Source organism: Mesorhizobium sp. M0663 (genome assembly GCF_040320585.1).
GTDB lineage: Bacteria > Pseudomonadota > Alphaproteobacteria > Rhizobiales > Rhizobiaceae > Mesorhizobium.
In genome coordinates, this window is record NZ_JAMYPX010000004.1 from 43,426 (window position 1) to 56,670 (window position 13,245).

Annotated in this window: 10 protein-coding genes; 3 read left to right on the plus strand and 7 right to left on the minus strand. The window is 63.5% G+C overall.

Annotation, left to right across the window (positions count from 1 at the left end; translation table 11 throughout):
* Positions 1–165 precede the first annotated feature (165 nt).
* The 4 genes from NKI54_RS09495 to NKI54_RS09510 form a co-directional block, all read right to left on the minus strand.
* The gene (locus tag NKI54_RS09495) at positions 166–897 is read right to left on the minus strand and encodes an SDR family oxidoreductase (protein ID WP_254815741.1); all 732 of its coding nucleotides are present in this window, start codon (positions 895–897) and stop codon (positions 166–168) included.
* Positions 898–1,073: 176 nt separating this feature from the next.
* A complete protein-coding gene (locus NKI54_RS09500) occupies positions 1,074–3,446 on the minus strand; it encodes an aldehyde dehydrogenase family protein (protein ID WP_352691316.1) in 2,373 nt (790 codons plus the stop codon).
* Positions 3,447–3,459: 13 nt separating this feature from the next.
* Positions 3,460–4,509 (minus strand): deoxyribose-phosphate aldolase, encoded by a 1,050-nt coding sequence (gene deoC, locus NKI54_RS09505; protein WP_031211867.1) that lies wholly within the window; start codon positions 4,507–4,509, stop codon positions 3,460–3,462.
* Positions 4,510–4,671: 162 nt separating this feature from the next.
* Entirely contained in the window at positions 4,672–5,499 is an 828-nt protein-coding gene (locus tag NKI54_RS09510) for a ferredoxin--NADP reductase (RefSeq protein ID WP_023677121.1), read from the minus strand.
* 218 nt (positions 5,500–5,717) lie between these two features.
* Here NKI54_RS09510 and NKI54_RS09515 point away from each other — a divergent pair, with 218 nt between their 5' ends.
* The 3 genes from NKI54_RS09515 to NKI54_RS09525 are packed head-to-tail and all read left to right on the plus strand — an operon-like array spanning position 5,718 to position 10,234.
* Complete coding sequence (locus tag NKI54_RS09515; RefSeq protein ID WP_352571525.1) at positions 5,718–7,802, plus strand: hydantoinase/oxoprolinase family protein; 2,085 nt, start codon at positions 5,718–5,720, stop codon at positions 7,800–7,802.
* Between the two features lies 1 nt (position 7,803).
* Positions 7,804–9,519 carry a hydantoinase B/oxoprolinase family protein gene (locus NKI54_RS09520; RefSeq protein WP_352636289.1) on the plus strand — a complete coding sequence of 572 codons (1,716 nt, stop codon included), beginning with the start codon at positions 7,804–7,806 and terminating at the stop codon, positions 9,517–9,519.
* Positions 9,491–10,234, plus strand: a complete 744-nt coding sequence (locus tag NKI54_RS09525) for a hypothetical protein (protein WP_352636291.1) — start codon at positions 9,491–9,493, stop codon at positions 10,232–10,234. The genes NKI54_RS09520 and NKI54_RS09525 overlap by 29 nt, the downstream gene beginning before the upstream one ends.
* Positions 10,235–10,262: 28 nt before the next feature.
* Here NKI54_RS09525 and NKI54_RS09530 read toward each other — a convergent pair whose 3' ends face one another.
* The 3 genes from NKI54_RS09530 to NKI54_RS09540 all read right to left on the minus strand — a co-directional run bounded on the left by NKI54_RS09530 (position 10,263) and on the right by NKI54_RS09540 (position 12,947).
* Positions 10,263–10,919, minus strand: coding sequence for a methionine ABC transporter permease (locus NKI54_RS09530; protein WP_352636293.1), 657 nt, complete (start codon positions 10,917–10,919; stop codon positions 10,263–10,265).
* Positions 10,900–11,997: a methionine ABC transporter ATP-binding protein gene (locus NKI54_RS09535; protein ID WP_352636295.1), complete on the minus strand. Its 1,098-nt coding sequence runs from the start codon at positions 11,995–11,997 to the stop codon at positions 10,900–10,902. Before NKI54_RS09535 ends, NKI54_RS09530 begins: the two co-directional genes overlap by 20 nt.
* A gap of 101 nt (positions 11,998–12,098) precedes the next feature.
* Positions 12,099–12,947: a MetQ/NlpA family lipoprotein gene (locus tag NKI54_RS09540; RefSeq protein ID WP_352571523.1), complete on the minus strand. Its 849-nt coding sequence runs from the start codon at positions 12,945–12,947 to the stop codon at positions 12,099–12,101.
* Between the last annotated feature and the right edge of the window lie 298 nt (positions 12,948–13,245).

The following is a 13,245-nucleotide window of genomic DNA, read 5'->3' on the forward strand; positions in this document are numbered from 1 at the left end:
CAGTTTTCTCCCAGTTGCGACCAGAGGCCGTTTGCAAACTCGCTCCGCTGCGGCGAATGGCGTGGGTTTCGAGAACCGGAGCGGAGCGTACTTAAAGTACGTGAGCACCGGAAGCGCAGAAAGCCGCGTCAGGCGCCCGGCGGAGTAGGGTTTTCAAATGGCCTCTTAGATCGACCAGCCACCGTCGATATTATAAGCCTGCCCCGACGTATAGGTGGCGCCGGCCAGATAGACGGCGAGATCGGCGATTTCCTCGGGCGTGCCGAGCCGGCCCATCGGCTGGCGGGCGATGAAGGCGGCGCGAGCTGCTTCGTAGTCGCCCTGCGCATGCATGCGGTCCTGCAGCGACGGGCTTTCGACCGTGCCCGGACAGATCGCATTGCAGCGTATGCCCTTGCCGACATAGTCGGCGGCGACCGACTTGGTCAGGCCGATGACGGCTGCCTTGGTCAGGCCATAGACGAAGCGGTTCGGCACGCCCTTGGTCGAACTGGCCAGCGATGCCATGTTGATGATCGAGCCGTCGCCGCGCTCCAGCATGCCGGGCAGCACGGCGCGGATGGTGCGGATCATCGAGCGGACATTGAGATCATAGGCAAAGTCGAGATCGCCGTCCTTCATCTCGAGGATCGAGCCGGAATGGACGAAGCCGGCGCAATTGAACAGCACGTCGACGGCGCCGATCTCGGCAAAAGCGGCGTTCACCGCCTCGTCGTTCAGCACGTCGAGCTTGCGGGTCTTGATACCGGGCGTCTTGCCGAGGTCGGCGAGCACCACCTCGTTGATATCGGTGGCATGGACGACGGCGCCGGCCTTGGCGAACGCCAGCGCGCTCGCCCGGCCGATGCCTTGCGCCGCCGCCGTGACGACAACGATTTTGCCTGTCAGATCCGCCATGCTTTTCTCCTCGCCCGTCTGTGGTCGTTCGGCTTTTACCGGCGCAAGGCCGGGGCGCAATGTGCCAGCCGGGCACTACCATCCCGCCTGTTTCGATATTCGCCTGCCAGCCAAATGTTTTTTCTCGGTAAAGAACATTTGTTGGCCCGTCAAGCCCGGACGTCCCTCCGGGACACTCAGTCGCCGTAGGGCACCCAGACGTTCTTGACCTCGATCGCTCGGCGCAGCAAGGCATCGCCGGCTGCTTCGTTCGACGCCCAGTCGAGGCTGTGGCCGTTGCCGGTCCAGACGCGTTTGAGATTGCCGATGGACTCGGCCTCGGCCTTGGCGCAAGTCTCGGCATCGGCGAACACCCAGAGCCCGTCGACATCGTCATGCTTGGCCAATACGCCGGCAAGCTCGGCGCTACTGCCGGTGACGATATTGATGGCGCCTGCCGGAACGTCGGAATATTCGACGACCTGGTAGAGGTCGGTGGCAAGCAGCGGGTATTTTTCGGACGGCACGGCGACCACGGTGTTGCCCATGGCGAGCGCCGGCGCCACCAGCGAGATCAAGCCAAGCAAAGGTGCGTTGTCCGACGCGACAATACCGACGACCCCGACCGGTTCGTGCAGTGCCAGCGTGACGGCGCGGGCCGGCGGCTGGTGGACGCGACCCTCGAATTTGTCGGCCAAGCCGGCATAGAGGAACAGCCGCTCGATCGACAGTTCGACCTCTTCACGCGCCGCCTTGGCGGTCGCGCCGGTAAGTTGGGTGAGGCGCACAGCAAACTCGTCGGCGCGGCCCGAAAGGTTTTCGGCCAGGTAATAGAGCACCTGGCTGCGGTTGTAGGCGGTCGCCTCCGGCCAGGCCTTGCAGGCGCGCGCGGCCGCGACGGCGTCGCGGATATCCTTGCGGTTGCCGAGACCAACCTCGCCGGCAAGCTTGCCCTTGGCGGTGGCGACGGCGAAGGAATAATTGCCGTCCGGCCGGACCTGCTTGCCGCCGATGAACAGCTTTGCCGTGCGGTCGATGGCGTCGCCTTCGGCCTGCTCGACAGGTTGCGCCGAAGACGTCGCCGGTTTGATAACCGGGCCGAGCGGCAGTTTTGCCGAGAGATATTCGAACATGCCCTCGCGCCCGCCTTCGCGGCCAAAGCCGCTCTCGCGGTAACCGCCAAAGCCGCAGGAGGCGTCGAACATATTGGTGCCGTTGACCCAGACGACGCCGGCCTTCAATTGCGGCGCGACGTGCAGGGCAAGATTGATGTTCTCGCTCCACACCGAAGCGGCCAGGCCATAGCGCGTGTTGTTGGCGAGCTCGACCGCTTCCTCGGTGTTGCGAAAGGTCATGGTGGCAAGCACCGGCCCGAACACCTCTTCCTGTGCCAGAATGTTAGCCGGCGAAACACCTGTCGCCAGCGTTGGCAGATGGTAATAGCCCGAGGAGGGCAGCGCCGAGTCCGGCTGCCAGCAGATTGCGCCCTGCTTGGCGCCCTCGGCGATCAGGCCCTTGACGCGATCGAGCTGGGTCAAATCGACCAGCGGGCCGATATCGGTGTTCTTGTCGAGCGGGCTGCCGACGCGCAGCCGGCTCATACGCGTCTTGACCTTGGCGATGAAGGCATCGGCGATGCCCTCCTGCACCAGAAGGCGCGAGCCGGCACAGCAGACTTGGCCCTGGTTGAACCAGATGCCGTCGACCAGCCCCTCGACGGCGCTGTCGAGATCGGCATCCTCAAAGACGACAAAGGCCGACTTGCCGCCAAGCTCCAGCGACAGTTTCTTGCCCGAACCGGCGGTGGCTTTGCGGATGATCTTGCCGACCTCGGACGAACCGGTGAAGGCGATCTTCTGGATGCCGGGATGATTGACGATTGCCCCACCCGCTTCCGGCCCGCCCTGGACGATGTTGACGACGCCCTTCGGCACGCCTGATCGTTCACAGATCTCGGCGAACAGGATCGCGGTGAGCGGCGTGAATTCGGCTGGCTTCAGCACCACGGTGCAGCCGGCGGCGAGCGCCGGCGCGATCTTCCAGGCCAGCATCAAGAGCGGGAAGTTCCACGGGATGATCTGGCCGACGACGCCGACCCCCTTATGGCCTGGAAAATCCCTGTCCAGCGCCTGCGCCCAGCCGGCATGATGGATGAAATGGCGGATGGCCAGCGGCACGTCGATGTCGCGGCTTTCGCGGATCGGCTTGCCATTGTCGATCGATTCCAGCACCGCGAACAGGCGTTGGTGACGCTGCATGGCGCGGCCGATGGCGTAGAGCACTTTGGCGCGTTGATAACCGGTGCTGGCGCTCCATTTCGGCAGCGCTTTTGTGGCGGCCGAAACCGCCGCGTCGATATCGGCGGCACCGGCATCCGACACCTTGGCCAGCAGCTTTCCCGAGGACGGATCGCTGGTGTCGAAGGTTTTGCCTCCGCTGGCTGCCTTCCAGTCGCCGCCGATAAACAGCGCTTTGCCGAAATCCCGCGCGGCAAGCCACGCATCGGCCTCGTTGCGCGCCTCCGGCGCCGGGCCGTATTCCATGGCATGATAGCGTTCGAGAATGTTCATGGCGCGCTCCGAATCACGCCATCGCGTGGCGATGATTGGCCGAGTAGTGGCCGGTCAGATGATGCTCGAGCTGGCGCTCGATGTCGGTCAAAAGGCTCGATGCTCCGAAGCGGAACAGCTCCGGCTCCAGCCACGGCCGGCCCAGTTCTTCTTTCATCAGCACCAGCCAGTCGAGCGAGGCTTTTGCCGTGGAAATGCCACCGGCCGGCTTGAAGCCGATGAGATAGCCGGTTTCCTCGAAATAGGCGCGGATGGCGCGCACCATGGCAAGGCCGACCGGCAGCGTCGCGTTGACGCTTTCCTTGCCGGTCGAGGTCTTGATGAAATCTGCACCCGCCATCATCGCCACCATCGAGGCGAGCATGACGTTGCGCAGCGTCGCGAGGTCGCCGGTGCCGAGGATCACCTTCAGATGGGCCTCGCCGCAAGCGGCGCGCATCGAGACAATCTCGTTATAGAGCTCCTGCCATTTCGCCCCGAATACCAGGCCGCGCGGGATGACGACGTCGATCTCGTCGGCGCCGTCCCTTACCGATGCTTCGATCTCCTGCAGACGTGTCGAAAGCGGTGCAAGGCCGTGCGGGAAAGCCGTGGAAACGGCGGCGACATGGACGCCGCTGCCGCGCAGCGCTTCGACGGCAGTGGCGACGAAGGGCTGATAGACGCAGACCGCCGCCGGGCGGATCTTTTCACCAGTAATGCCGAGCCCCTCGGCAATGTCGCGACGGAACGGGTTGACCGCCTTGGCACAAAGCCGGCGCACGCGCTCTTCCGTGTCGTTCGAGTTCAGCGTCGTCAGGTCCATGCAGGCGACGGCGCGCAGCAGCCAGGCGGCCTGGTTATCGGCCTTGATCGAGCGTCTTTTGGTCAGGCTGGCGACGCGGCGTTCCAGCGCCGAGCGGTTGACGCCGCGCATCGATTCCATGAAGCCGAGATCGAGCCTCATGCCGGGATTGCGAGCAATGCCATGGGCTTGCGGGATTGGTGCATTGGCGGCGGCGCGTGCCGGCAGCGGCGTGACCTTCGATATGCCGACGTCGGTTTCGCGGATTGTGCTGCTCATCTCCTGCCCCTTGTTCAGCGACTTATGCCGAAGATAGACCGTGAAGCAGCGCTTCACGAGTCCTTCAAGCGGTCATAGCGGAAAAAGACAGTCAAGGCAGCCGATTTTTGACCGCATGATCAAAATCAGGGTCTCGAACCAGTGGACGCTGAACTGCGCGTCTCAGCCGACGAAGGCGCGCTCGACGACGAAGCTTGCCGGATGATGCAGCGAGCCTTCCTGGAAGCCGTGGCTTTCGGCCAGTTCCTTGACGTCCTTCAGCATATGCATCGAGCCGCAGATCATGATGCGGTCGGTTTCGGGATTGAGCCTGTCGATGCCGAGATCGGTGTAGAATTTGCCCGAGCCGATCAGCGCGGTGATGCGGCCCATGCGCTCGGAGGTCTCGCGCGTCGTCGAATTATACAGCGTGACGCGGCCGCCGGTCAGTTCGCCGATCAGCGGATCGTTCTCCAGTGCGGCCACCAGTTCCTGGCCGTAGGTGAGCTCGGCATTGTCGCGGCAGGTATGGGTCAGGATAACCTGCTCGAACTTCTCATAGGTATCGGGATCGCGCAGCAGGCTGGCGAATGGAGCAATGCCGGTGCCGGTCGAGATCATGAACAGGCGCTTGGCCGGCGTCAGCGCGTCGACCACCAGCGTGCCGGTCGACTTCTGCCGTATGATGACGGTATCGCCGATCTCGATTTTCTGCAGCTCCGAGGTAAGCGGGCCGTCCGGCACTTTGATCGAGAAGAATTCGAGTTCGTCGTCCCAGGCAGGGCTGGCGATCGAATAGGCGCGGAACACCGGCTTCTCGGCATTGGGCAGGCCGATCATGACGAACTCGCCGGAACGGAAGCGCAGCGATTGCGGCCGGGTGATGCGGAACGAAAACAGCCGGTCGGTATAATGCTTCACCGAGACGACGGTTTCGGCATAGACATTGGCCGGTATCGGGAACTGCAACGGCCGGGCGCCGGCAGTGTTGAACGCGGATATGGTGTTCATCAAACCTAACCTTCCGGGCCAGCTCAGCGCCCGCGCCAAATCTTCACCTGCGCGCCCGAACCGGTCAGGTTCCAGCGTGCCGTTTGCACACTCCGAAGCGGTAAGCTCTTGTGTCCGGAATTTATTAGTATACAAACGATATTTGCGTCAAGACGCCGCCGTAAAACAGCTTTCCAAACTGAGGCATGTAAGCAGTTCGGGCATTTCGGGTTTCGACAATGGAACAGAATTTTTCGGCGCAAGCTCTGGATTCGACGGGCAGCGTCGTCGCCGGTATCGATGTCGGCGGCACCTTTACCGACCTGCTTCTGATCGACGGCCGTGACGGCGGCCGGGTGCATATCGCCAAGACCCCGACGACGGTCGACAACCAGGCTTTCGGCGTCGTTGCAGCTCTTGGTGCCACCGGCTTTCCCGTCGACGGCATCGACCTCATCGTGCACGGCACGACGACCACCACCAACGCGGTGCTGGAGCGCCGGCTGGCCAAAACCGGCATGATCACCACGCGCGGCTTTCGTGACGTCATCGAGCTTGGCCGGCGGACACGGCCGCAAGCCTATGGCATGACAGGCACGTTCGTGCCGATCATTCCGCGCAATCTGCGGCTCGAAGTGTCGGAGCGGGTCGAGGCCTCGGGCGCGGTGCGCATACCGCTCGACGAGGCCGAGATGCGGGCAGCGATTTCACAACTGATCGCGGCCGGCTGCGAATCCCTCGTCATCCATTTCCTGCATTCCTACGCCAACCCGAGGCATGAGCGGCGTGCCGCCGAGATCGCGGCCGAGCTTTGGCCGAACGGCTACATCACGACAGGCCATGCGCTGCTTTCGGAAGCGCGCGAATTCGAGCGCGGCGTCACCGCTTCGGTCAACGCCTCGGTGCAACCGATCCTCGAACGCTATGTCGAGCGGCTGCGCAAGGAGCTGGCGTCAAAAGGCTACGCCCGCGACTTCCTGATCATGAACGGCAATGGCGGCATGATCTCGGCCCGCTTTGTCACACGTGAGTCGGCCAAGACCGTCATGTCCGGCCCCGCTTCCGGCGTCATTGCTGCCGCCTATACGGGAAAACGCGCCGGCTTCGAAAACCTGGTCACCTATGACATGGGCGGCACCTCGACCGACGTGGCGCTGATCCGCAACGCCGAGCCGGCGGTGTCGAACGAGATCGAGATCGAGTATGCGATGCCGATCCACGTGCCGATGGTGGCGGTGCATACGGTCGGCGCCGGCGGCGGCTCGATCGCCCGCGTCGATGCGGCCGGTCTGATCCAGATCGGCCCGGAAAGCGCCGGCGCCAATCCCGGCCCGATCTGCTACGGACGCGGCGGCTTGGAGCCGACCATTACCGACGCTAATCTGGTGCTCGGCAGGCTGGCGCCGAAGAAGCTGCTCGCGGTGGAAAACCCGGTCACCGTCGAACGGGTCACCGGCATATTCGAGGACAGGATCGGCCGCGCCACAGGCTTGTCCGGCGTCGAGGCGGCGGGTGCGGTGCTGCGGCTCGGCAACGTGAAGATGGCCGGCGCCATCCGCATGGTGTCGGTGTCGCGCGGCCACGACCCGCGCGATTTCGCGCTGTTCGCCTTCGGCGGCGCCGGGCCGCTGCATGCGACGGCACTGGCGCGCGAGCTCGGCCTGCCCAAGGTGCTGGTGCCGGCGCGGCCGGGCATCACCAATGCGCTCGGCTGCGTCGTCGCCGATCTGCGCCATGATTTCGTTAATACGGTCAACCAGCCGGTGGCCCGTCTCGATGAAATCCAACTCCACGAGACATTGGAACGGCACCGAAACGAAGGCAAGGAGCTGATCGGCAAGGAGGCGGTGAAGCCGGAAATGATCCGCGTCACGCATTCCGCCGACATGCAGTTCGTCGGCCAGACGCATATCATCAACGTGCCGCTGCCGTCGTCTGCGGTGACACGCGAGGGACTGCAGCAACTGTTCGAGAAGGCCTATTTCGCCCGCTTCAAGGTCCAGTTGCCGGAAATCCGCGCCAATCTGGTCAACCTCAACACCTCGGTCACCGGCGTGCGGCCGGCAATCGATCTGTCCCGGCTGATCGACCCGGCTGGGCGCGCCAAAACGCTCGAAGAGGCGCGGCGCGAGATCCGGCCTGTCTGGTATGGCGGGCGCTGGTACGACACGCCGGTCTACAGCAGAGAGAAGTTGCCGCTCGACGCAACAATCGAAGGTCCGGCGATCCTCGAACAGATGGACGCGACGACTGTGCTGGAGCCCGGTGACCGGGCGCGATCGGATGCCGACGGCAACATCATCATCGATATCGGCGAGGCCTGAGATGGAAAAACTCGACGCCATCACCCTTTCGGTCATCCAGGCGGCGCTACAGCAAGTCTGCGACGAAATGGACCTGACATTTTCGCGCGCCGCCTTCTCGCCTGTCATCGCCGAGGCCAATGACCGTTCGGATGGCATCTATTCGGCGCTCGATGGTTCGCTGATCGCGCAAGGCAGCCAGGGCCTGCCGGTGTTCGTCGGCGTCATGCAGTATTCGACCAAAACGGTGATCGAGATGATCGCCGACGGTCGCTGCCTGCCGCCCGAGCCAGGCGATATCTACATCGTCAACGATCCCTATCTCGGCGGCACCCATTTGATGGATGTGCGCTTCGCCATGCCGGTCTATCGGGACGGCAAGATATTCTGCTGGCTGTCGAACACCGGCCACTGGCCCGACATCGGTGGTTCGGTGCCGGGCGGCTTTTCCGCCTCGGCAACAGCGGTCGAGCAGGAAGGCTTGCGACTGCCGCCGGTGAAATTATTCAAGAAGGGCGTGCTCGACCCTGAGATCTACGCCATCATCTGCTCGAACATCAGGGTTGCCGACCAGCGCATCGGCGACATCCGGGCGCAGGCGGCGGCACTGCTGATCGGTCAAGACCGACTGAACGGAATCCTGGATCGTTACGGAGATGAAACGGTCGTCGGTGCGATCGCCGAACTGCGCCGCCGCGCCGCCGAACAGATGCGCGCGAACATATCAGCCATTCCCGACGGCATTTACCGGTCGCAGGCTTTTGTTGATTCCGACGGCGTGGTCAACGAGCCGCTGACTATCGCGCTGGCGGTCGAAAAACAGGGCGACACGCTCAGCTTCGACTTCTCCGGTTCGTCAAAGCCCTGCGCTGGGCCGATGAACAGCGTGCTGGCGACGACCTTGTCCTCGGTCTATCTCGCCATGCGGCACATTTTCCCCGACGTGCCGATCAGCGCTGGCGCCTTCGAGCCGCTGATCGTCAAGCGGCCGGAAGGCACCTTCCTCGACGCCAAATATCCGCGGCCGGTATCGGGCTGCGCGGCTGAGGTTTCGCAGCGCATTGCCGAAGCGGTGTTCGCGGCGATGGTGCAGGCGCTGCCGGACAAGGTGACGGCGGCCCCCGCCGGCTCCAGCGGCAATTTCGCGCTCGGCGGCAACGATCCGGCCCGCGGCCGCGATTATGTCATGTATCAGATCTCCGGGGGCGGCTATGGCGGCAATGCCGGTCACGACGGCCTGACCAATGGCTGCTCGACCATAGGCATTTCCAAGTCGCCGCCGGTCGAAATCATGGAGCAGGCCTTCCCGGTGCTCTACCGCCACTATGCCTTGCGCGAAGGCTCGGGCGGCGCCGGCAAGCATCGCGGCGGTTTTGGCCTCGCCTATGAGGTCGAGATCCTGCGCGGCGACGCCCGCGCCTCCTTCGTCATGGATCACGGCCGGTTCGGCCCGCAAGGCGCGCTCGGCGGCAAGGACGGTGCGGTCAACACGGTGACCGTGTTCCGCGACGGCAAGGAACATGTGCCGCCGCATCTGTCCAAGGAGCAGGACATCGCGCTGAAGACAGGCGACCGCGTGTGCGTCGGCACGCCTGGCGGCGGCGGCTACGGCGATCCGTTGCAGCGCGATCCGCAATTGGTCGCTCGGGATGTCAAGCTCGGCTACTATACCGCAGAGCAAGCCAGAGACCTGTTCGGAGTCGTAGCGGATGAGCAACCCAAATCCCCTGGAGGCTGATCTCTCGTCTGAACTGGCCCACGCAGTCGAACGCGTCTATGCCGCTTTCGCGTCTTATCCATCGCCCCGCCACCTGCATGGCTCGCCGTACAAGGATTTGGAATCGATCTTTCGGGGAGTATCCAGTGGTCCGCTTCGGGAGCTCAGTGGTGAAAACCTCGGCGCCTATGCCGGATCGGCCATATGGACGGTCGGCGACGTCGATGACTACCGGCACTTTCTGCCGAGAGTGCTTGAACTTGCCATCCAAGGCGAACCTTCGATGGGGTTCGACGCCAACGTGATTGCCGCAAAGCTCGAAAGGACCTCCTGGCGCGATTGGCCGTTGGAAGAACAGCAGGCTGTCGAGGTGCTGTTTCAGGTTGCCTGGCGAAAAGCGATGACCATGCATCCCGATGAAGGGAACGCGGTTCCCTGGCTGGAGGGCATAGTGCTTGCCGGAATGGATGTAGCAGCTGCATTAGCGGCATGGCGTGATAGCCCTTACCCCGAGGCCATGTTGCACTGTGCGGACTTGATTACCGGCAACATCAAGACACTCGATAAGGGGCACGTGATCTTCAGCGAACAGGTCACCACATGGCTTCTATCCGACAGTCTCGCCTGGCACTTGTTCACCGTCGCGGTCGAGGCTCCCTTGCGCCCCGACGATCGCGAAAAGCTCGCTTGGGCGAGCGAGACCATCGAGAACAATCTGAACTTTCCCGGAAATTAAAGGCATTGATTGGGCCGCGTTTCGCCGGTCACGCTCTGTGGTCCAGCCTCGCGACCAGCCGGTCGCCGGCCCACTGGATGCCGCAGACCAGGATGATCAGCACAATGACAACGGCGATCATGACGGACGTCTCGAAGCGCTGGTAGCCGTAGCGGATGGCGAGGTCGCCGAGGCCGCCGGCGCCGATGGCGCCAGCCATGGCCGAGGCGCCGATAAGCGTCACCAGCGTCACCGTGAAGCCGGCGACGATGCCGGGCAACGCTTCCGGCACCAGCACCTCGCGAATGATCGTCCAGCGGTTGCCGCCCATGGCGCGTGCTGCCTCGATCAGCCCGTGGTCGACCTCGCGCAGCGACACTTCGGCGATCCGCGCATAGTAGGGCGTCGCCGCGATCGACAGCGGCACAATCGCTGCCCAGGTGCCGATCGAGGTGCCGACGATCAGCCGCGTCATCGGGATCAGCGCAACCAGCAGGATGATGAAAGGCACCGAGCGGAAGCCGTTGATGACCGCTCCGAGCGCGCGGTTCACCCACAGGTTTTCGGCGATACCGCCGCGGTCGGTGGCGACCAGCGCCAGGCCGAGCGGCAGCCCGAAAACCAGCGAGATGAGGCCGGAGGCGGCCGTCATCAGGATCGTTTCCCAGATTGAACGGACGAGAAGCTCAAACAGAACCGGCGACATGGCCAAGCACCTCCACCCGCGCTTGGCGGGCTTTCAAGAACGCGATCACCTTTGCCAGGTGAGCTTCATTGCTGCCGGCGACCGCCACGAACAGTGTCCCGACAGGCTGCTGCTGGACGTGATCGATGCCGCCATGCACGAGGCGGAACGAGCCGGGAACTGCCGAGGCAAGATCGGACAAAAGCGGGCTTCGCGCGGCCTCACCGGCCACGTCGATCCTGAGGATCGCCTTCACGCCGGCGTTCTGCGTTAGCCGGCTGGCGATCTCCGCCGGCAATTGCGGCCGGATGCCGCCGAGCAGGCTTTGTGTGATCGCCGACTTCGGATCGGCAAACACCGACCACACCGGCCCTTGCTCGACGATCCGCCCAGCGTCGATCACCGCGACACGATCGGCGATCGAACGGATCACCTCCATCTCATGGGTGATGAGCAGGATGGTCAGGCCGAGCTGCCGGTTGATATCTCTGAGCAAGGCGAGGATGGAGCGCGTCGTCTCCGGGTCCAATGCCGAGGTCGCTTCGTCGGACAGCAGCAGCGCCGGGCGCGCCGCAAGCGCCCGGGCAATGCCGACGCGCTGCTTCTGCCCGCCCGACAGCGACGCCGGATAGACTTTCGCCTTCTCCGACAGGCCGACAAGCTCGAGCAGCTCGGCGGCGCGCGCCAGGCGTTCGGCCCTGGGCCGGCCTTCGATCTTGAGCGGCAGCGCTACATTGTCTTCGACCGTCTTGGCGGACAGCAGGTTGAAATGCTGGAAGATCATGCCGATACGCCGGCGCAGCGGTTGCAATTCGCGCTCGCCGAGCCGGCTGATGTCGCGGCCTTCGATGAAGACCTGTCCTGTATCCGGCCGCTCCAGGCCGTTCAGGCAGCGTATCAGCGTCGACTTGCCGGCGCCGCTCCGGCCGATGATGCCGAGGATCTCGCCCTGGCGCACGTTGAGCGATACGCCGTCCAGCGCCGCTGTCGCGCCGAAGCGGCGCTTCAGCTCGATGAGGCGCACGACGTCGTTCGATCCGGCGGAACGGCTGCCGGCGGGATGCATGACTTCGGTGACCGAGGCGAAATGCTGGTTCATGAAAGTTCCTGTATTGGTGTCCCGCAAAACGCGATCGCGGTCCGCGTTGGAGCGCGGACCGCTCTATCATGCCGGGCTTCAGCGCTAAGTCGAGCTCGGTATCAATAGGCGCTGATGCCGGTTCCCTTGTAGACTCGGTCGAATTCGGCCTTCACCTTTTCGTTCTGGTAGGAGGCGACCAATGTCTTTACCCAGGGCTGGTTTTCATTGCCGGCCTTGACCGCGATGAAGTTGCGGTAGGGGTTGTCGGCCACCGCCTCCTGGGCGATGCGGTTCTCCGGTGTGAGGCCGCTTTTAAGCGCCCAATCCGTGTTGACCACGGCCCCGTCGAGGTCTTCCACCGAGCGCCCGACAATCCCGGCGTCAAGCTCCTTGACGACTAATTTCTTCGGGTTTTCGGCAATGTCGGTCGTCGTAGCCAGAATGCCGGTGCCTTCCCTGAGCTTGATCAGACCTTCGCTCTGCAGAACGCGCAGTGCGCGGCCCTCATTGGACGGGTCGTTCGGCACGCCAATGACGGCGTCTTCGGGCAGGTCGGCAATCTTCGTGTACTTCTTGGAATAGAGGCCGATCGGCCAGACCCCGGTATAGCCGACCGGGACGATGTGATAGCCCTGCGTCTTGATCTGGTTGTCGAGATAGGGCTTGTGCTGGAAGGCGTTGGCGTCGATTTCGCCACGCTCGAGTGCTTCATTCGGCTGGGTGTAGTCGTTGAACACCACGGTCTCGATCGTCAGCCCCCTCTCCGCCGCCTGGGCGGTGACGACGCGCCACACATCCTCGTCCTCGCCGCTCATGATGCCGACCTTGACCGCCGTCTTGTCTTCGGCGAACGACGGCGCAGCAAGGCCGACAATCGCAACCGCCGACGCGAAAAGTACAGCCAGACCGGCGCGCCGGTTTATACTTGCGGAGAGAAATGAGAGCAAAGTGTTGGTATTCCCAGACATGATCTATCCCGTCGGTTCTGAAGTCGTTGCGGCCAGGCGGAGTGCCAAGCCTTGCCGGCATCATCGGGAATGCTGACCGTCGGATCAAAGCACCGTATTTCCCGCGAAATGCGAAGCCAGGAATATTCTCTTAAAGTTTCGGGCCTGGCGAGCACAGGGCGTGCTGGGATCATGCGTTCTAAGCCAATGCTGGTTCAGAAATTGTCCGGACGTCGTCTCCGCTATGAGGCCCGCCGTGCTTCGAAGCGGCGGGCCTTTCTGCGTCCGAATGCCCAACACGGGCAGCGGTGTGGGATGT